This window comes from Fibrobacter sp. UWR2, from assembly GCF_002210285.1.
Taxonomy (GTDB): Bacteria; Fibrobacterota; Fibrobacteria; order Fibrobacterales; family Fibrobacteraceae; genus Fibrobacter.
This window is the reverse complement of sequence record NZ_MWQE01000010.1, coordinates 20,969-40,520: the sequence shown is the minus strand read 5'-3', so window position 1 is coordinate 40,520 and position 19,552 is coordinate 20,969. Positions and strand designations below refer to the sequence as shown.

General features: G+C 53.2%; 14 protein-coding genes and 1 tRNA gene. 5 read left to right on the top strand and 10 right to left on the bottom strand.

All coding sequences use genetic code 11. The features are described 5' to 3' along the window. Positions 1-5: 5 nt before the first annotated feature. Positions 6-1,265 carry an amidohydrolase gene (locus B7994_RS12040; RefSeq protein WP_088638718.1) on the top strand — a complete coding sequence of 420 codons (1,260 nt, stop codon included), beginning with the start codon at positions 6-8 and terminating at the stop codon, positions 1,263-1,265. A gap of 1 nt (position 1,266) precedes the next feature. On the opposite strand, the gene B7994_RS12035 is transcribed toward B7994_RS12040, so the two are convergent. From B7994_RS12035 to nadB, 3 genes are read right to left on the bottom strand one after another with little or no spacing between them, the layout of a single operon-like run. Next, positions 1,267-1,968, bottom strand: a complete 702-nt coding sequence (locus B7994_RS12035) for a CvpA family protein (protein WP_088638717.1) — start codon at positions 1,966-1,968, stop codon at positions 1,267-1,269. A 9-nt stretch (positions 1,969-1,977) separates the two neighbouring features. Further along, the gene (locus B7994_RS12030) at positions 1,978-3,024 is read right to left on the bottom strand and encodes a serine/threonine-protein kinase (protein ID WP_088638716.1); all 1,047 of its coding nucleotides are present in this window, start codon (positions 3,022-3,024) and stop codon (positions 1,978-1,980) included. Positions 3,025-3,038: 14 nt separating this feature from the next. Next, complete coding sequence (nadB, locus tag B7994_RS12025; RefSeq protein ID WP_088638715.1) at positions 3,039-4,622, bottom strand: L-aspartate oxidase; 1,584 nt, start codon at positions 4,620-4,622, stop codon at positions 3,039-3,041. A 145-nt stretch (positions 4,623-4,767) separates the two neighbouring features. Between nadB and B7994_RS12020 the strand changes: the two genes are divergently transcribed. The 3 genes from B7994_RS12020 to B7994_RS12010 all read left to right on the top strand — a co-directional run bounded on the left by B7994_RS12020 (position 4,768) and on the right by B7994_RS12010 (position 8,952). Further along, entirely contained in the window at positions 4,768-6,711 is a 1,944-nt protein-coding gene (locus B7994_RS12020; RefSeq protein ID WP_088638714.1) for a peptidylprolyl isomerase, read from the top strand. Between the two features lie 39 nt (positions 6,712-6,750). Beyond that, positions 6,751-6,823 (top strand) — tRNA-Glu (locus B7994_RS12015). A gap of 119 nt (positions 6,824-6,942) precedes the next feature. Beyond that, positions 6,943-8,952, top strand: coding sequence for an FISUMP domain-containing protein (locus tag B7994_RS12010; RefSeq protein ID WP_158213147.1), 2,010 nt, complete (start codon positions 6,943-6,945; stop codon positions 8,950-8,952). On the opposite strand, the gene ligA is transcribed toward B7994_RS12010, so the two are convergent. The 4 genes from ligA to B7994_RS11990 are packed head-to-tail and all read right to left on the bottom strand — an operon-like array spanning position 8,949 to position 14,311. Beyond that, the gene (gene ligA / locus B7994_RS12005; protein ID WP_088638712.1) at positions 8,949-11,111 is read right to left on the bottom strand and encodes an NAD-dependent DNA ligase LigA; all 2,163 of its coding nucleotides are present in this window, start codon (positions 11,109-11,111) and stop codon (positions 8,949-8,951) included. The genes B7994_RS12010 and ligA overlap by 4 nt on opposite strands. A gap of 14 nt (positions 11,112-11,125) precedes the next feature. Continuing rightward, positions 11,126-11,983 (bottom strand): hypothetical protein, encoded by an 858-nt coding sequence (locus tag B7994_RS12000; protein ID WP_088638711.1) that lies wholly within the window; start codon positions 11,981-11,983, stop codon positions 11,126-11,128. A 3-nt stretch (positions 11,984-11,986) separates the two neighbouring features. Further along, the gene (gene floA, locus B7994_RS11995; RefSeq protein ID WP_088638710.1) at positions 11,987-12,958 is read right to left on the bottom strand and encodes a flotillin-like protein FloA; all 972 of its coding nucleotides are present in this window, start codon (positions 12,956-12,958) and stop codon (positions 11,987-11,989) included. Between the two features lie 33 nt (positions 12,959-12,991). Continuing rightward, entirely contained in the window at positions 12,992-14,311 is a 1,320-nt protein-coding gene (locus B7994_RS11990) for a glycosyltransferase family 39 protein (RefSeq protein WP_088638709.1), read from the bottom strand. A gap of 217 nt (positions 14,312-14,528) precedes the next feature. Here B7994_RS11990 and B7994_RS11980 point away from each other — a divergent pair, with 217 nt between their 5' ends. Next, entirely contained in the window at positions 14,529-16,163 is a 1,635-nt protein-coding gene (locus B7994_RS11980; protein ID WP_144063875.1) for a M43 family zinc metalloprotease, read from the top strand. A gap of 21 nt (positions 16,164-16,184) precedes the next feature. Here the strand turns inward: B7994_RS11980 and B7994_RS11975 are convergent, their stop codons facing one another. The 3 genes from B7994_RS11975 to mqnE all read right to left on the bottom strand — a co-directional run bounded on the left by B7994_RS11975 (position 16,185) and on the right by mqnE (position 19,540). Then, complete coding sequence (locus B7994_RS11975; RefSeq protein ID WP_088638706.1) at positions 16,185-16,631, bottom strand: hypothetical protein; 447 nt, start codon at positions 16,629-16,631, stop codon at positions 16,185-16,187. Next, positions 16,628-18,214, bottom strand: coding sequence for a nodulation protein NfeD (locus B7994_RS11970; protein ID WP_088638705.1), 1,587 nt, complete (start codon positions 18,212-18,214; stop codon positions 16,628-16,630). Before B7994_RS11970 ends, B7994_RS11975 begins: the two co-directional genes overlap by 4 nt. 285 nt (positions 18,215-18,499) lie before the next feature. Further along, on the bottom strand, positions 18,500-19,540 hold the full coding sequence (gene mqnE, locus B7994_RS11965; protein ID WP_088638704.1) for an aminofutalosine synthase MqnE: 1,041 nt from the start codon (positions 19,538-19,540) through the stop codon (positions 18,500-18,502). Positions 19,541-19,552 lie beyond the last annotated feature (12 nt).

Here is a 19,552-nt window from a genome sequence, read left to right as displayed (position 1 = left end):
GAGCCATGAAAAAGATTTTATTGAAATCGGCATTCCTGCCTGCTCAGGACGGGGCTCGTGTTGCCGACATCTTGATTGCGGGGAATCGCTTTGCCCGCATTGGGAATGTCTCGCCAGAAGAGTCTGCGGGTGCCGAAGTCGTGGACTGCTCCCGTTTTGCCGTTTTTCCTGCATTTTACAACGGGCATACGCATGCTGCCATGTCGCTCTTGCGCGGGTATGCCGACGATATGCCGCTGCAGAGGTGGCTGCAGGAATACATCTGGCCGTTCGAGGCCAAACTTACGGGTGGCGATATCGAGTTGGCTTGCCGCCTTGCCGTTCTCGAGATGATAAAATCCGGGACGGTGTTCTTTGCCGACATGTACTGGCATCGTGAACGTACCATCAAGATAGTTGAGGAAATGGGCATCCGTGCTGCGGTGGGCGTGACGTTTGCGGAATCGCTCATGACGGCAGAACAGATAGAGGGCAATTTTAAGTTTTTGGCTGCCCATACGGGTGAATCGGATCGCATAAGCCTTACGGTTGCTCCGCATTCCGTTTATACGGTGGGCGAGAAGATGCTGAAGCGTTGTGCCGACTTTGCGCGTGCGGAAAACTTCTTTGTCCATACGCACCTTTCCGAAACGGTAAAGGAACTGGAAGATTGCGAAAAGCAGTATGGGTGCAGCCCTGTACGCCTGCTGGAACGTGCCGGGCTGCTCGATGAAAAACTTGCCGCGGCGCACTGCGTCCATTTTTCGGACGATGACATGAAGGTTTTTGTGGAATCCGGCGCAACGGCTGTACTGAATCCGTGTTCGAACCTGAAACTGGCTAGCGGAATCCCGCCGATTGACTGCCTGTTGCGTGCTGGCGCCAAGGTCGCCCTCGGTACGGACGGCGATTCTTCTAATAACAACCTCGACATGCACGAAGAGATGAAGCTTGCGGCTTTGCTTGCGAAGGTGCAGGGTGGTGCCGAAACTTTGCCTGCGTACGATGCGCTTAAAATGGCAACGGTGAACGCGGCTCGTGCCTACGGGCTAATGGATGCCGGCGAAATCAGGGAAGGCTACCTGGCAGATTGCCTGCTGGTTGACCTGAAGAACGAACGCATGGTACCTAGCCACAATCTGGTGAGCAACTGGGTGTATGCCGCCGACAGCAGCAGCATCGATTCGGTTATCTGTAACGGAAAGTTCGTGATGCGTGGCCGCCACGTGGACGGCGAAGAAGAGATTGTCCGCGATGCGGAAGCCTGCGCAAAAAGGCTTGCGTAAACTACTTAGTGGCTTTTTCGACCTTTTCCTTGACGGCCGAAACGGCCGAGTCAGCCTTTACTTCGACTTTCTTGGCTAGGGAATCCTTGGCTTGTGTAGCGGCCTTTATGGCGGCGTCCTTGGCCTGCTCGGCGGCCTGCGTCGTGGTCTCCTTGACCTTTTCGACGGCCTTGTCCGTAATTTCCTTGCTGAGTTCCGTCGCCTTCTTTTCGGCCATGCCAATCAAATCAGGTTCTTCGGAAGAGAATCCGAGTATCTCGAGATTGAACTTGTAAAAACTGTAGGCGATAGATTCGTTGCGCGATTCCTGCAGGTTGCCTGTGACCGGCAAAATGTGGAGAATGGACAAGAATATGGCGCAGATAATCCAAGCCTGGAATGCCCCGAAGAGCCCGCCAAAAATGCGGTTCACTTTGCCCACGGTAGTCTTTTCGATGGACTTTTGTACAAAGTGCCCAATCATGAACAGTGTAATAAACGGAATGAGGAACCCGATGCAGATACAGACGAGCGTGACGGTGAATCCGCTGATATCGAGATTTTTTGAAATGGTATCGGCAAGGAGGTCGTTTGCAAAGTAGGCGCCGGCAATGGCGGCAACCCATGCGATGAGGCGGAACAGGTCCTTCAGGAACCCGCGCCATACGCCAATCAGGGTCAATACGAGTACGCAAACGAGGCAAACAATGTCAATCCAATTCATGTTAGTCCGTTAGAGTATGTGCAAAAGGGTGAATATTGTCGAAGGAATGATAATACCGGTCGCAAGCCCAATAATAAACATTTTTTTCGACCAGCTCGGGTATGTTTTCGGTTCTATTGCGGGAATCGAACCCTTCACTGTAGCGGTGACCCATTCGGCGAGGTAGGGCGAGAGGTCGCGTGGGTAGGCGCGCAGCATGCGGCTGAGTTCGTCGGCCACGTCGGCGGCGGAAAGCGGACGCTTGGAAGGCTTCTTTTCGAGGAGGCGCATTATCAACTTTATGAGAGCCTTCGGTGTGCCTTCGGGGAAGGCCTGCTTGCCAATCTTTAGCCTGCGGATGTTTTGCAGGGTCTGGTTGAGCGATTCGCCACGGAACACGTTCTCTCCCAGCAGCATTTCGCTTGCGATGACGCCCATGCTGAACAGGTCGGAGGCCGGAGTAGCCTCGTTCCCGATGGTCTGTTCCGGGCTCATGTAGGCGGCAGTGCCGATTTGTGAACCGGCCATGGTGAGCGTCGGGTCGTCTTCGTATTCCTTGTCCACGTGCGCGACGCCGAAATCGAGCAGGCGGATGCGCCCGTCCTTGTCGACCATCATGTTGGCGGGCTTCAAGTCGCGGTGCACGATGCCTGCACGGTGTACGACACTCAGGGCGAGGAAAATCTCGTGGAGAATGGCCATCACGACCCATACGGGCGGCTGCTTGTTCACGTCGAGAATCTCGCGAAGGTTCTTGCCCATCACGAATTCCATGGAAAGCGAAAGCTGGCCGTCGCTCTCCTTCCAGAGGGCGTAGGGCACCACGATGGCGGGGTGGTTCAGGTGGGCGAGAATGGTTGCTTCTTGCTGGAAGCGCAGGATGAACGAATCCTGGTCCAAGAGTTTCGGAACCATCTGTTTCACGATGACCATGCGGTCGAGCGATTCGTCGTGACAGAGCCATACGTTGCCCATCGCGCCGTGCCCGAGCATCTGCGTCGGAGTGTAACCCCCGATTTTTTTCGGGAGGGCTTCCTTGCGGGGTTTCCTTGCTGTGCTCGTCTTCGCTTCGGCCATACTAGGTTTCTCGCTTACTTCTTATCGTCCAGATAAATGGTATGGTGCTTTGTTTTCGGGTCGAGGTTCGGGTAATCAAGAATGTAGTGCAGGCCGCGAGATTCCTTGCGGTGGAGTGCCGCGATGAGGATCATCTTGGAAACCTGCAATGCGTTCTGGAACTCGATGAAGTGGAAGTTCTCGGTTTCCTTGTTCTTGATGGCCGCCTGGATGTCCTTTTCTAGGTCCTCGATGATTTTGAGACCTTGGTTCAGGCCTGCGACGGTGCGGACGATACCGCAGTGCGTCCACATCATGTCTTGCAACATGGCGCGGCGCTTTTTCCAGAAGGCGGCCTTGCCGAAACTTACGACTTCCTGCTTGCGCGACTTGCTTACTGCAATCTTGTCTTTCAGGAGCCCGCTTTCGAGGATGTTGTCTACCGCACGTACGGCAAAGACCACGCTTTCGAGGAGCGAGTTCGATGCAAGCCTGTTTGCTCCGTGGACGCCCGTCGCGGCGACTTCGCCGCAGGCGTACAGGCCCTTGATTTCGGTGCGGGACCAGGTGTCGACCAGTACGCCTCCGCACATGTAGTGTGCTGCGGGCACCACGGGAATCCATTCCTTCGTGATGTCGATGCCAGCGTCAAGGCACTTCGCGTAGATGTTCGGGAAGTGGCTCTTGATATCCTTCGGGGTGCGGCCCGAGAGGTCGATAAACATGTTCGGCTTGCCGAGTCGCTGCATTTCGCTGTGGATGGCGCGTGCCACGATGTCGCGGGGCGCAAGCGAGTGCAGCGGGTGCACCTGGTTCATGAATTCTTCGCCCTTGTAATTCTTGAGGATGCCGCCGAATCCGCGTACCGCTTCCGAAATCAGGAACGGCTTCTTGAGGCTAGGTGCGTAGAGGCTGGTCGGGTGGAACTGCATGAACTCGATATCTTGCAGTGCAGCACCGGCACGGGCTGCAATTGCCATGCCGTCGCCACAGCTGTCGGGCGGGCATACGGTGTACTGCCAGATGCGTCCGGCGCCGCCGGTAGAAAGGATGGAAGCCTTCGCGTAGAGGTCTTCGACAATGCCCGTCTTCTGGTGGATAATCTTTGCACCCACGCAGCGCTTAGCCTTGCCTTCGCCCTTGCAAATGAGGTCCTTGATGTAGCAGTTCTCTATATAGTGTATGTTCTTGTGCTTGTGAAGTTCGCACAGGAGCGCGCGCATGATCTCTTTACCGGTGAGGTCGGCCGCGTGCAATATGCGGTGGTGGCTGTGGCCGCCTTCGAGGTGAAGGTCGAACTGCGTCTTGTCGGCAGGCGATGGAGTGAACTGCACGCCCCACTTCACGAGCTGCTTGATGGTTGCGGGCCCGCTCTTGGTGAGGATGTTCACGGGTTCTTTTTTGCAGAGCCCGGCTCCGGCTTCGAGCGTGTCGTCGATATGGAATTTGAACTTGTCTGTCTTCTCGGTGACGGTTGCAATACCGCCCTGGGCGTAGTTCGAAGAGCCGTCTGGCTTGGCGCCCTTGGTGAGAATGACGACAGAAAGGCCTTTTTCGGCGGCGTGTATGGCTGCGCTTAAGCCGGAAATTCCTGCACCGAGGACCAAAATATCGTACATGCGATGTCTCCGTTGAGAATCTTTAATTTTTCTATGTTCATAGATAGAAAAAATGCGCTATTTCGGCATTATTTGAACGTAAAATAAATGAGTTTGGAATTTATTACTAAATTTTGCTCCGACAAATTTTAATGGAGTCTACTCTATGTTAACGTGGATTAATGAAAAGGCCAAGTGGATTATCGTGATTTTCGCGGCAGGTATTGTCGTGGGTCTCCTGGCTATGGACCGAGTGCCGAAGACTGCGCAAAGCTATCCTGTCGGTGTTGTGAATGACCACAAGATCTCTTACGCGGAATTTGACTCTCGCTTCAAGATGATTCAGCAGAACCAGTTCCAGGGTCAGCACCTTGAAGACGAACAGTACTCCCAGCTCCGTAACGACATCTTCCGTTCTTTCGTCCGTCAGATTCTTCTGGACGAACAGTTCGAGAAGGCCGGACTGGCAGCCTCGGTCGCCGAACTCAAGGCCGAATTCAAGAACAATTTCCAGGCGGTTCGCGGCCGCGTGGTTCAGGAAGCCCAGTACAGGCTCAACGCTATCCAGCAGCAGGCTACCTCGCAGGAAGACCTGATGCAGCGTAGCCAGGCCTACATCGCAAGCCTCCCGAAGTTCATTACCGATACGACGGCCACCCAGGAAGATTACGAAGCCTGGCTCGAAACGCCGGAAGCCTTCAAGTGGGGCATGATGCTCCAGCTCGAAGAAGAAATGAAGAATACGAACATTCCGATGCATCAGCTCCAGACTCTGGTTTCCGCTGGCATCCATCCGACTACGCTTGAAGCCAAGTGGAACGTCGAACGCCGCATGACCGAGTTCGATCTCGATGTGGCCTTTGCTTCTGCCAGCGATTTCGCCGTGGCTGAAGACGTGGTCGATACCGCTATGGTCAAGGGTTACTTCAATGCTCATCTCGATAGTTTCTTCGTTGAGAACGATGCTGCCAAGTTCCAGTACGTGTCTATTCCGGTCGCCGCTACTGCAGCCGACGATGAACGCGTCCGTGAATATGCGATGACGATTTACTTCCAGCTTGCGGATACATCCTCTACCGCTACCTTCGAAGAAATGGCCCGTATTTCTTCTGAAGACCCGGGCAGCGCCGAAAACGGCGGTATCCTTTCTCAGCCTGCTGGTCTCGGCGTCTACGTTCCCGAATTCGAAAAGGCCGCTCTCGCTCTCGATTCCGGTGCGGTTTCTGAACCGGTCAAGTCTCAGTTCGGTTACCACATCATCAAGAGCTTTGGCAAGTCTACTGATTCTACCGGCAAGGTTACCGCGAATGTCGGCCATATCCTGCTTGTGGTGAACGCCTCTTCCGAGACGGTCGATAGCCTCGAGAAGATTCTGACTGGCATCAAGAATGAAGTGGCTGCCGGCAAGGAATTTGCCGCTGCCGCCAAGGAAAGGAATCTTGAAGTTGCTGAATCCGGATGGGTCGGCCGCAACGAGAATATCCCTGAACTCGGTTACCTCAAGGGACTTACTTCTTTCGCATGGCCCAACGAAAACCTTCCTGAAGAAGAAGGCAATGTTTCTCCGGTGCTCCGCAACAGCAAGTTTGTCGTGCTCGCCAACAAGGTCAAGGAACTCAAGGCTGGCGATCGCGACTTCGACATGTACTTTGAATCCATCAAGACTGCCTTGAAGACGAAGAAGTCTGCTAATGCTGCCGGCATCTACCTGAATTCCGTTGCAGACAAGGTTAAGGAATGGAAGGCTCCTGCTGAAGGCGATTCTACTGCTACCCCGGTTGCAATCGAAAAGGTTCTTGTCCAGAACATGAAATCTTCTGCCGAAGGTTATGTGAACGGATTCGGCTACAGCAGCACGGGTCTCTACAAGGTTCTTAATGGCCAGAAGGTTGGCGAATGGGGTCCGGTCATCGAAACGGATCTCGGTGCCGTGATGGTGCGCGTGAACAGCAAGACTCCTGCTGAAGAGGCTGCTGTCGCTGCTGCCGTGAAGCAAGAATACGATAACGGTGCTCGCTTCTTTGCATCGGCATTGTTCAATGATTTTGTGAGCAAGATCGAGAAGTCGACTCCGGTTGAAAGCAATCTCGACCTGTTCTACAGGGATTGACGAATTAGGCGGGCTTTGCTATATTTGAGCCCGCTTGACGCCCCCATCGTCTAGTGGCCCAGGACTCGGGATTCTCATTCCCGCAACAGCGGTTCGAGTCCGCTTGGGGGTACTAAAGAACTCACCTTACGGTGGGTTCTTTTGTTTTTTCTGTTTAGAGGGCTTTTTTTGAGGGGAGGGGCTTATCCGTTTTGGGGAAAATGTATTTATTTTATTTATATGATGCGATACATGACTCCTCTTTTCATTATGGCATTCTCGGCGTCGATGGTGTTAGCCGCAGTCAACCCAATGCCAGATCTCGTGGACCCGCGTGACAAGCAGGTTTACAAAACCGTGCAGATAGGCACTTATCGCTGGATGGCGGAAAACCTTCGCTTCAAGCTCAAGGGTACCGAGTGCTATGAAAAGAAGGAGTCGAACTGTGAACAGTATGGCCGCCTCTATACATGGGCCGCCGCCATGATGCTCGTCGACCATTACAATTATGTTTCGATTAAAAAGTTTAAGGCTCCAAAGTCAGGGAAAAAGTATCACGACGTTTGCCCTGCTGGTTGGCATGTGCCGACGAATAAGGAATGGTATAAGTTGAAGTACTATGTTGCCAAGAAGGGCAAAAGCGATGGCATTGGCATTAGCCTCAAGTCCCCTGATTTGTGGGAACGCGAATTGCGCCTCCCGGCGGGTACCGATGAATTTGGCTTTAATGCCATTCCTGCTGGTGAAAAGACTTCGTACAGCGGCTTTATGGATATAGGGCGTAGCGCACAGTTTTGGTCGTCCTTGGAAATAGACAACGTCGGTGCGTATTACTGGACGCTTATGTATGATACGAGAACCTTTGAAAAAGAAATGGCCGGCAAGGATGAGGCTGTTTCGGTCCGTTGTGTCGAAGACCGGCAATACGAAATCAAGGATCCGCCGCCGCCTCCAGTTGTCGTGAAGCCCGAGGTGATGAAGGTGCAGAACAAGACGATTTACACTATCCACGTGGGTGACCAGGTGTGGATGGCCAAGAATCTGGATGTAGATGTGCCGGGTAGTTTCTGCTATGCCGCAAAGCCTGAAAATTGCCAAAAGTATGGTCGCCTCTACACGTGGAGTGCCGCGATGCAGCTTTCTAAGGAATTCTCCGAGAAGTCGGCGCGCGATTCCGTGAGGCGTGTCCATAGGGGCGCATGCCCGGTTGGATGGCATATTCCGAGTATTTATGACTTTGAAAGGCTGAATTCCTATATCAAGGATATTGATGAATCCGTTCCTGTAGGCACGAACCTTAAGGCGCGCGATGTTTGGCCTGAAACGGAAAACTCGATGCCTGGCGAAAACGGTTTCGGGTTCAACGCGCTTCCGTCCGGCATTCTGCCTACGTATTCTTCGTTTACCGGGAAGGATTCCGTGACTGGTTTCTGGAGTACTGCAGAAAAGGATTCCGTGTCTGCCTTCTATTGGTCGCTCCGTTATGATAATGACGACATCGTGCGCGACAGTTCGGGCAAGGAAGCCGCATTCCCGGTGCGTTGCGTGATGGACCCGCCCGGAGTTGATGAAATCTATGACAGCACGGCGCTTTTTGATTCCCGCGATGAGAACCGCTACAAGACGGTTGAAATCGGAGGTAAGCGCTGGATGGCCGAAAACCTGCGCTTTGCCGCTCCGGGAAGTTTCTGCTATGAAGACAAGGACATCCGTTGCCGTAGTTACGGAAGGCTTTATCCGTGGCATGTGGCAATGAGGCTTCCGGATGATTTTATCGTGAATCCTGTGGAAGGCGCGATAACGGTTGAACATCAGGGCATTTGTCCGGCCGGTTGGCATGTGCCTTCGCAGGAAGAATGGAACAAGTTGATGGCCGATATTGCACAGATGAAGAAGGGTAGCGTGGCCGCTGCGCTCAAGACCCGCGAGGGCTGGGCTCGGGGCGGAGCTCCCATTTCCGAGTATTCGGGCTTCAATGCGATTCCGGCGGGTGCGCGTTATAGTGATGGCGAATTCATGGAACTCGGTACGAGTACGTACTTCTGGGAGGCTTCCGGTGGTGGTGATGTTGGCGCCGGTTACTGGAACCTCATCAACAGCAAGGACGAAGTGATGCGTGCGGAGGATTTCGAGAATAATGCATTCTCTCTGCGCTGTGTGAAGAACGAAGTCACCGAGGCTGACTTGAAGAAGGCTGCTGTTACTCCGGATGCCGCTGCGGGCACTGAAGGCGCATCGGGTACGGAAGGCGCCGCACCCTAGAACAGACTAAGTTGACCGTTTGCATCGGCTGCGGGCGTATCGCCTGCAACTTTTTTGTCGTTGGCAGGGGATGCCGCGGGCTTCTCGCTACCATCGTTTTCGTCGCTCGAAATGTCGCCGGAATCTGCAGTGGCTATCTGCTCCAGGAGCCATGCTTCGTCGTGTACGGGGATGCCGAACTCGTTCGCCTTCGTGAGCTTGCTTCCGGCCGCTTCGCCGGCGAGCACCCAGCTCGTCTTCTTGCTTACGGAACCCGATACCTTGCCGCCGTTTTCTTCAATGAGCTTGCGGGCCTCTTCACGTTCCATGGTCGGCAACGTTCCTGTGATGACTGCGGTCTGTCCATGGAAAAGTGTCTTCACGACGCCCTTGAATTCGGTGGGGCATCCAAGTTCAACGAGTTCGTCGATTTCCTGCGTGTACCGTTCTGTATGGAAGAAGTCGTAGACGGATTTCCCGATGCGTTCGCCCACGTCGTTCACGTTCTGCAGATCCTCGACGGTTGACGTGCGGATTTTTTCCAGCGTGCGAAAATGTTTGGCGAGGTTCCTCGCGCTGGTGCGGCCCACGAAGCGGATGCCGAGTCCGTGCAGCAGGTTCTCGAGGCTCCGTTCCTTCGATTTCTGGATGGCGTCGTAGACGTTTTTGGCGCTTTTCTTGGCCATGCGTTCCTGCGACTCGAGGTCTTCAATGGTAAGGCGGTACAGGTCCGGAATTCTCTTGATTTTGCCCGTGGCAATTAGGCTTGCGATAAGGGCGGGGCCGAGGTTCTCGATATTCATGGCCTCGCGGCTCACGAAATGCTCGAACAGACATTGCACCTGCGCCGCACAGTGCATGTTTTCGCAACGGAGGATGACTTCGCCGTCTACGTGCGTGAGCGGTTCTCCGCATACGGGGCATTTTTCGGGGGCGGTCACGGGGACGGCCCCCGCCGGGCGCAGGTCCTTCTTGACATCGGTGATTTTCGGGATGATTTCGCCGCCCTTCTCGACGCCGACGGTGTCGCCGAAGTGGAGGTCCAGTCGGGCGACTTCGTCGAAGTTGTGGAGGGTGGCGCGCTTGACGGTGGTGCCTGCGAGGCGCACGGGTGCAAGGTTCGCCACCGGCGTGACCGCACCGGTGCGGCCGACCTGGAATTCTACGGAAAGGAGCGGCGTGTAGGCGCGTTCGGCCTTGAACTTGTAGGCGATGGCCCAGCGCGGGCTCTTGCTCGTAGTGCCGAGCGCACGCTGCATGGCAAGGTCGTTCAGTTTGACGACCATGCCGTCAATTTCGAAGGGGAGGCTGTCGCGGCTTGCGCCAATCTGCTCCGAAATCTTCATGATTTCGTCGACTGTGTCGGCAGTCCAGTAGTCGTTCGTGTGGAACCCGAGGCGCTTGAGTTGCTGCAGGTTCTCTTCGTGTGTGGCGTTGTTGCTCTGCGGAATGTGGTAGGCAAAGAAACGCATCGGGCGCGTCTTGCACTCGGCCACGCTCTTGAGCTTGAGTGAACCCGAGACCGTATTGCGCGGGTTCTGGAAAATCTTCTTGCCTTCCAAAATGAACTGTTCGTTCAGGCGTTCGAATGCCTCGCGTTCCATGTAGACTTCGCCGCGCACCTCGAAAGTGCCCTGCGGGATTTCGCTCGGATCAATCTTCAGTTTCTTCGCGTCAAAATATTCGGGAATGTCTGCAATCGTGAGCGCGTTCAAAGTCACGTCGTCGCCTTGGGCGCCGTCGCCGCGGGTAGCCGCCTGTTTCAGGCGTCCGTTCTCGTACACGATGGAAAGCGAAACGCCGTCGATTTTCCGCTCGCAAATCCACTTATGTGATGGTCCGCGCTTGTCGTCGCCGAGGCTAGCAATTCCCTCTTCCGCCGCCCTTACAAACTCCGCCATCTCTTCGGCGCTGTATACGTTTGCGATGCTGAGCATGGGCACGGCGTGTGCGACCTTCGCAAAGTCGTTGGTCAAGTCGCTGCCGACCCGCTGCGTGAGCGAACCCTGACCGCGCAGTTCCGGGTACTTCGCCTCGAGCGCTTCCATCTCCTTGAGGCCAAAGTCGAAATCCTGGTCGCTCATGGGGGAGACGCCTTCCTTGTAGTAAAGGCGGCTTGCTTCTTCTAGTTGCTTCTTCAGTTCGAAATAGCGGGTAAGGTCGAAATCTTTCTGGTCCATCTCGCGATCTACGGTTAACGGTATTGCGTGCTCCAGCGGCGTTTGAAGCGCGGCTCGTCGAGGACTTTCGCCCAGATGAATCCCTTGCGCACGTCTGCAATACTTCTTGTAGAGACGAGCGGTGCGCGGCGCGGTTTTGGGGCGGTTCCGTCATCGGGAACGTTTTCTGGGTTCTCGTCGCTAGATGATGCTGCGGATTCCCGTGCAGATCTTGCTCGGCCTTCCAGTTCATTCAACTTGCGCTGGCGTTCCAGTTCCTGCTGGAGGGAATCATCTTCAGCTTCGGATTCGTCTTCGCTGAATTGATTCTGGGCAGGCTTTTCGTGGCTGAACAAGTTGTCTAGTTCTTCTAGGTCGTGTACAAGCACATCGCATTCACCTTCGCCCATGTCGCGCCCGATAATACGGTGCTTCTGAAGTTCTGCAAGCATCGAAATCGCTTCGCCCTCGGTCAGGTCGAATTCGTCCATCAGGAATTCCGTATCGACAACATCGTAATCGATAACCTCTTCGACGATTTCGCGGAAGGTGTATGGGCCTTCATGTGGCTTCGGCTGTTGAACCGGCGGGGTAGGCGGCTCGATGTTTCCTTGTTCCGCTTCGCGCTGAGCGTTCTCGAACTGGCGAATCAAATCCTGCAACGAGCGGGAAGGCTTTACTTCCGGCTCATTGTAGCCCTGTTCGTCATAATCTGCGCTATCGAATTCCTGCTCGTCAGAATCGTCATCGGAATAGTCAGGAACATCGCCGTGTTTTTCGCGATATTCCTGATCTATCTGGCGTTCTTGCTGCTTCTTCTTATTATTGGCAGCAATCTTCTTGACGATAAGATCGAGAACCCAGATTCCTACGAGTATGAGTAGTCCTTCCACGGATTACTTTGCCTCCGGAGCGGCTCCGATTTCCTTCCTCATCTGGGTGTCGGCTTCGATGTTCTTGAGGTTGTAGTAGTCCATCACGCCGAGCTTGCCGTCGCGGAGAGCCGTGGCCATGGCCATCGGGATCTGGGCTTCGGCTTCCACGAGCTTGGCCTTCATTTCCATGACCTTCGCCTTCATTTCCTGTTCGGCGGCGTAAGCCATGGCGCGGCGCTCTTCGGCCTTGGCCTGGGCAATCTTCTTGTCGGCTTCGGCACGGTCGGTTTCGAGGATGGCGCCGATGTTCTGGCCCACGTCTACGTCGGCGATGTCGATGGAGAGAATTTCGAATGCGGTACCGGCATCGAGGCCGGAGGCGAGCACCTTCTTGGAAATCATGTTCGGGTTTTCGAGCACGTCCTTGTGGCTCTTTGCAGAGCCGATAGAAGAAACGATGCCTTCACCCACACGGGCAATAACGGTATCTTCGCCGGCACCACCGACAAGCTTCTGGATGCTGGCGCGCACGGTAATACGGGTCACGGCGTGGAGCTGGATACCGTCGAGGGCCACGGCGGAAACCTTCGGGGTCGTGATGACCTTCGGGTTCACGGACATCTGCACGGCTTCGAGCACGTTACGGCCGGCGAGGTCGATGGCGGCGGCTTCCTTGAAGTCGAGCTTGATGTTCGCCTTGTTGGCGGCGATGAGAGCCTGGATCACGCGGAGCACGTTACCGCGGCTAAGGTAGTGGGCTTCGAGCAGGTTCGTGTCGACAGGGAGTCCTGCCTTGCAGCTCAAAATGCGGGCTTCGACGATGACCTGCGGAGGTACCTTACGCAGACGCATACCGATGAGCTGGAAAATGCTTACGTTCGCCCTGGAGAACAAGGCCTGGAGCCAGAGGCTGAAGAACTTGCCGACGAAGGCGAGAAGGATGATGACGGCAATCGCCGCGATGATGATTCCTACGATAATGAGAGTATCCATGAGTTGTTCTCCGGTTTGTTTTTCTTAATATACTTATTTCAATGATGAATTAGACGGCTTTTTACAGGCGAAAGCCAAGGAACCGCCTATTAAAATCAATGGGACCACCGGTAATGCATATCGGCTGAAGCCGAGAGGGCCGCTGGCGAGCGCTATGCAGGCAATTCCGCAAGAAAGCAGTATCCTGGTGGGTAGATTTTCCTTGTCCTGGATTAGGAATTTCGTGTAGAATGTAATCTTGATGACGTTGAAGAGGAGTACGCAGATAAGGACAAGCCACAGCCATAGGGGCATGGATTGTAGGATTCTCTTGATGATTCCGGAATCCTGTGCGGCTAGGGCGTTCATGAATCCGTGCCTGTTCTCGATTCCGGCATAGGTGATGCAGTCAAACCTTCCAGGATCCAGGAAGAACAGGATGATTCCTTTTGCGAACTGGTATGTCGCGATAATCGGGTGTTCTAGGAAAATTTGGCGGCTGTGTCGGGAACGGAACTGCTGGCGCTCCTTGTAGTTTGTAATCTTGTCGGCCTCGCGTTCTAGGGAATCGATGACAAATTCACCCCGTTCCTGACCATCTGCCTGGTAAAGGACCAGTTTCATGTTGACTGCCAGCATGTTGGTTGTCTGTATGCTGGAAATCTCGAACACCTGGGTGCGCGAGTAATTCCAGCAGGCCATGGAAAGGACGCATAGCGCAGGCAAGATGGCTATGGGGATAATTCTGAACAGCCTCTTGCGAGTGACAAAGAGAAGCGCCACGATAGAGAATAGGATGGCTGCGGGGTAGAGAACAGGCTTGATCGTAAACCCGATGCTGAATGCGAGTGCCGAGAGGAGTATCCAGCGTATCCTGTTTTCCTTGAAGAATAGTATGGCGGATAGTATTCCCGCGGTCAAGAAGAACTGGAAGGGAATCTCGCTCATTATCGAGGTTGCGTATATCACCTGCGAGGGGGTGAAAATGAATCCCGCTAGCAGGAAGTTGATGGATGCGTTTGAACCGGTAAAACGGCGTACGAAAAAGAGGCAAAGGCAGATTGTTCCCAGAGAGAAGAGCGTCTGTAACCCCATAAGGGCTATCTTCGACTGCCCCATGGCAAGGATTATGGCCGGATACCCGAAAGGTCGCTTGGATACGGTCTCTTCGCTGAAGGGCTCGCCCTCGATGTTCGTGTTAAACCCTTGTCCGTTGGCGGCATTTTGCGCGCATAGGAGGTATTCTGCTGAATCGGCTGTCTCGTTTGCCCCTATGACGGTCCTGTACGAGAAAGCTCCCACATGGAGAATAATCAAGATACTCGCTAAAACTAGCGTTAGTCTTTTGTTCTCGAGGAGGCTGAAAAATCTCATAAAATGTGTTTTTTTGTGGGAATTTGCAATAGCTTGTTATCATTGGGCAATATATATAATTTGGGGGTCTGTAACGAGAAAAATGAGCCTGATATGAACTAGATTACAAACATTAATAAATTTTTACATATTTTGGTCCTTTCGGGAAAAAAGAGTTTATATTGCCATAAAGGCTATTGACCGCAGGAGATTCCGTGATGGTAACAGGAGACGCCAGATGAAGAGATTTGCCTTGTTTTCGTGGCTTATGAGCGTCCTCCTTTTGGCGGGCTGCTCGCAGGTCGTTTCGATGCCCCTTGAGGACGAAGAATCTACGGACAGTGATGATATCGCGGTCATGGAATCCTCGAGTTCCCATAAGGCGTCAAAGTCTTCCAGTTCGGGAAAGTCATCGAGTTCAGTCAAATCTTCGAACTCAGAAAAAACGTCGAGTTCTACTAAATCTTCGAACTCAGAAAAATCCTCTAATTCGAAAGAATCATCCTGTTCGGCCAAGTCTTCAAGTTCCGCAAAATCCTCCAGTTCTGCCGCGTCATCAAGTTCGATGAGTTCCTCCAGTTCCGCGATTTTGTCTTCGTCAAGTAAAAAAGTCCAGCCGAGGCTCGCCGAGTACCCCTATTATGAATATGTCTCCGTGCCATGGTCTTTTGGCCCGAGAAATCCTACGCCGCCCTATTACGATGCAACCGTGTTTAATTCTGTGGAATATACCTGGTTCGATGCTGACGAATTCAATGACAGCGACTGGGAATGGAGGCAGGAACTCTATACAACGATAAACGTTGTCGAAGAATTGGCTCCGAATGTCGTTTTCCTTTTTTACCCGACGGCTTCCAAACGCTATCTGTTGAGCTTTGAACCTAGGGAAGGGTATTCCATGCCATACCTGAGAGTCATGGTGAATGGCCAGGACAAGTATGCTGTAATTACGGGAGTTGCGAAGGACGGCCGTTGGTATTACCCGATGGACGCGGACTCGCTCCATTTCACGAAGGAGTCGGTCAAGCTGGTCTTGACCTACGGTATGAAAAGCAGGCTATATGACCAGCGCTGGCCGAATTTCATATTGTCCGATGATGGGACGGGTTATCCACAGGAATTCGATATCAGCCTGATTGTTGTTGGAAAGTACATGGGCACGAGCGATAGCGTTTCTGTAGATGTCTTGGCAGAGCGTATTTTGGAAAGATTGAATATTGCCCTTAATCCGGGCGGCATCAAGGTCCGTAAGGCAAATGTTCTCTATGCCAAGGATCATCCTGTCTATGGTTCGGATTTCCCCGAATCTGAACCAGTAGTGCTTTATCGGGACATGAAAATGAGGCATGTGTCGATTGATTCCCTAGCTATGTGGGATGGGCATATAGGCGAGTTTAGCTTTGTGCTGGGGTATTATGTCGATGATCAGGAAACGGAAATGGCGGGTTTTTCGCCAGAGCCGGGGAACCTCTTCTATTATACAAAACCGCTAGCATGCGCCGAGGTGACCTACCTTATGGATTACGTCGTGGATTGCATGATGTCTGCATCCCTTGTAACTCATTGGAAAAAAGGCGATAAGCAGTTTTCATCAAGGGATATCGCGAGTACGGCTTTGCATGAACTCGGGCATTTCTTTGGGCTGAAGCATACGTCGCCTACGGGGATAATCCTAAATGGGGATGGAACGGACGGATTGAGTGATACGCCGGCTTGTTCCGTAGTATATCCTGTGGCAAGTATTGCGCGTGAGTGCGATGACTATGGGTACATGATGTTCCCGCAGCTAACAACTGCCTACGAATACGCGACGTTTACACCGCAGCAGATGGAAATCATACGGACGTACTTGTCGTCAACTCCGCATAAATAGGGCGGCAGGAAACGTTTCTGCTTATTCGTCTTCGTCAAAAAAAGATTCTTTGATCTTTTTGCGGATATTGGGAATGAAGATTAAATAAAAAATTGCGGGAATGTCAAAGATAATGGCGATTACGGTCCATTTGACATGGAAATAACCCGTGCTTAATAGTTCTTCAAGTATTGAACAAGTTACAGAAATTATGATCGGAATAAGGAATATTTGTACCCATACAGAGGGGAAAAATATCAGCTTTCGTGCAGTGTCCGTGGCGATATTTTTCTTAAAGGCTAATAGGTGAAGTAGACTGAGTGGAACGCCTAATAAAATCGGAAATGTTGAAAGAAACAGGAATAGCTGGAAAAAATCTTCGCTCTTTCGCGTACCTAGCGAAGCCACTGAAAAGAGGGGAATAATGGAGAGCAGAATGGATGCCCCCATTGATGAAAGAATAAATTTCCAGTTTTGAAACTTTCTCATTCTTCTATCGGTTTGGAGGCTCCCACCCAGATGTGGCCTTCCTGCACGGCTGTGACTTTCACGCTCGTGCCGGATTCGATGATTTCGCCATGCGTCTGCACGTCGAACAGCTTGGTGCTGCCGTCGGGCATGGTGAAGCTTGCCTGGCCTACCGGGCGGAGGAATGTCTTTGCCACACCCTCATCACCGACAGAAACTTCCTGCACGGATTCCGTGGGGGAGGCGGCCGTCTCGAGGTCCGTCTTGAGCATGGGCGTCCAGCCTTCCGGCAAAAGCGGGATAAGGTACTTGCTGGCGGCAATGGGGAATACAAGCGCAATCGCCGCACATGTCAGCATGTAGAGCAACCCTAGTAGCCATGGGGTGGCGTCGAAGGTCGTTTCCACTGTCTCGGGAACAAACTCGGGCATTTCTGCAGGCGAGAATGACATCGCGAGTGCGATTATCATGCAGATGATACCGCCGATGCCGAATAGGAATGTCCCGGGCATTACGAAGATTTCTACGAGGAACAGGGCCACGCCGATGACGAGGAGTATCGCCGGAATGTAGCCGTCGAGTTGCGGGGCGAACTGCCCGAGGAACACGATGGCGACAAGGATAATGCCGATAATCCCGAATAGTCCGAAGCCGGGAGTCTTGAATTCGATGTAGAGGGCGCCGAACCCGAGAATGAGCAGGATGCCCGAAATTGCTGCGATGGCAGCAGCGATTTCTTCGCCGAGGGTTGTTTCGACTTCGCTGCGGCTTTCGATGGCGAGCGATGTCTCGAAATCTTCGCGGTTCTTGAATGTACCCTGCGAGAATCCGAGATCAATGGCTTCCTTGTCGGTCATGGTCAGGAGTTCGCCTTCCTTGACGAGGATCTTGGGGGCGCCCCAGAATTCCTTTTCTTCCTTGCTCATAACGGCGAACTTTTTGCCTTCAATGATGAGCGTCGTGTCGCGCTCGGTCTTTTTGCCCTTGTCGAGCGTGCGCTGGAGTTCGAGGACTTCAAGTTCGGGCGTTACGAAGGCAGAACTGAGCAGCTCGGGATAGCCGTTCTGCTGGGCAAGATTTCTGAACTTGGCGCGCAGGGGTGACTGGATCTTTTCGCCGACGATTTGCGGAGTGCCGTCGCCATTCTGCACGATGGGAGCGCAGTCGCCGATAGTCGTGGCTTCGAGCATGTAGAGCTTTTTGCAGGCGAGCGCGATGAGGCTACCTGCGCTGATGGCTTTTTTCTTTACGAGAGCGACAGTTGTCGGCCCTTTCACTGCCATGATGGTGTCGACCAGGTCGAATGCGGCATCGAGGCGACCACCGAAGGTGTTGATTTCAAATACGATGTATTCCGGATTTTCCTTGATGGCCTCGCTGATTGCACGTGCGCAGAATTCATACATGCTGGGGTCCACATCGCCTTCGAGCTTAATCCAGACGGCGTGCTTCTTGCCTTGCTTGGGGACTGCGACTTCCGTTGCCGTGGTGGCGGAATTGTCGGTGATGGCCTTCTCGATGGGGGTGGAATCCTGCGCCGTGTTGGCGAAGGAGAACGCGGCGAGCAACAGGAGCGCGGATAATATGCGTATCATAGACTTCATACCCCTAATATATCAAGTTTTTGTAGAAAAAATGATGGATTTGTCGTGAATTATGCGCTTTTTACGGACTAAAAGTGCATTCTGTGTTGTTTAGTCTGTAATTTATTATGTTGTATGTTGTGTTTTTGACGGTTTTAAACATAAAAAAAGTGGAATTTGTCTTTTCTGAATACAAAATGCCGCTTTTTGACGTTAATTTTGTTAGTTTATGCAAAATTTTACGGACTAAATGATGCATTGTGCTGCTTTAGTCTGTAATTTTCAAAAAAAAACGCTTGGAAATTGCTAGGAAAATCTCTCGTACAATGCGTCACGCTCGACGGGGATAAGGCCTTCGTTCGTAATGAGAGTCTTCATGCGTTCGGGGCTCATGCCCACGGGTACGGTGGCTCCGGCAGCGTGCGTAATCTTTTCCTCGATAATCGTGCCGTCCAGGTCGGAGGCTCCGGCGTGTAGCGCCTTCATCGCGGTCTCGATGCCCATCTGAATCCAGTAGGCCTTGATATGCGGGAAGTTGTCCAGGAATAGGCGCGCGACGGCGACCGTGCGCAGTATGTCTTCTTCGCTCGTGATGTTCGGGACGATCTTGTGTAGCGCGTTGTGCTCCGGGTGGTACACGAGCGGGATGAACGCGAAGAATCCGGGAGCCTCGTCCTGCAGGTCGCGCAGCATGCGCATGTGGGCGATGCGGTCCTCGGGTTTTTCGATATGCCCGAAAAGCATGGTGGCGTTAGTCGGAATTCCGATTTTGTGTGCGGCGCGGTGCACGTCGAGCCATTCCTCGCCGGTCTCCTTGCCGGGGCAAATCTGGTCGCGCACGCTCTGCACGAGTATTTCCGCGCCTCCGCCGGGCAGCGCGTCCAGGCCCGCTTCCTTGAGCGTGGTCATGATCTGCAGGGGCGTCTGGCCCGAGATTTTCGCGAAGTGGCAAATCTCTACCGCGGTAAAGGCCTTCAGGTTCACCTTCGGGAATTCTATGCGCAGTTTGCGCAACATTTCGATGTAGTAATCGAAGGGATGGTCCGGGTGGAGCCCGCCTACGATGTGCAGTTCCCGCGCTCCGCCGGCAATCGCTTCTGCGGCCTTGTTCCGAATGGTATCGTAATCCCAGTCGTATGCGGTCGGGCTGTCCTTCTTGATTTTCGAGAAGGCGCAGAACTTGCAGTGCAAAACGCAGACGTTCGTGTAGTTGATCTGGCGGTTGTTCACCCAGTACACGGATTTCCCGTGCCTACGTTCCTTCTCGGCATTTGCGCGTGCGCAAAGTTCGTCTAGCGGGGCGTTTAAAAACAGGTCTAAAGCTTCGGATTCGCTAAGTCGCGGCATTTTGTACAAACT

Coding starts and splice junctions, on each gene's coding strand:
- B7994_RS12040 (WP_088638718.1), top strand. CDS start 6: ATGAAAAAGATTTTATTGAAATCGGCATTCCTGCCTGCTCAGGACGGG.
- B7994_RS12035 (WP_088638717.1), bottom strand. CDS start 1,968: ATGAATTGGATTGACATTGTTTGCCTCGTTTGCGTACTCGTATTGACC.
- B7994_RS12030 (WP_088638716.1), bottom strand. CDS start 3,024: ATGGCCGAAGCGAAGACGAGCACAGCAAGGAAACCCCGCAAGGAAGCC.
- nadB (WP_088638715.1), bottom strand. CDS start 4,622: ATGTACGATATTTTGGTCCTCGGTGCAGGAATTTCCGGCTTAAGCGCA.
- B7994_RS12020 (WP_088638714.1), top strand. CDS start 4,768: ATGTTAACGTGGATTAATGAAAAGGCCAAGTGGATTATCGTGATTTTC.
- B7994_RS12010 (WP_158213147.1), top strand. CDS start 6,943: ATGACTCCTCTTTTCATTATGGCATTCTCGGCGTCGATGGTGTTAGCC.
- ligA (WP_088638712.1), bottom strand. CDS start 11,111: ATGGACCAGAAAGATTTCGACCTTACCCGCTATTTCGAACTGAAGAAG.
- floA (WP_088638710.1), bottom strand. CDS start 12,958: ATGGATACTCTCATTATCGTAGGAATCATCATCGCGGCGATTGCCGTC.
- B7994_RS11990 (WP_088638709.1), bottom strand. CDS start 14,311: ATGAGATTTTTCAGCCTCCTCGAGAACAAAAGACTAACGCTAGTTTTA.
- B7994_RS11980 (WP_144063875.1), top strand. CDS start 14,529: ATGAAGAGATTTGCCTTGTTTTCGTGGCTTATGAGCGTCCTCCTTTTG.
- B7994_RS11975 (WP_088638706.1), bottom strand. CDS start 16,631: ATGAGAAAGTTTCAAAACTGGAAATTTATTCTTTCATCAATGGGGGCA.
- B7994_RS11970 (WP_088638705.1), bottom strand. CDS start 18,214: ATGAAGTCTATGATACGCATATTATCCGCGCTCCTGTTGCTCGCCGCG.
- mqnE (WP_088638704.1), bottom strand. CDS start 19,540: ATGCCGCGACTTAGCGAATCCGAAGCTTTAGACCTGTTTTTAAACGCC.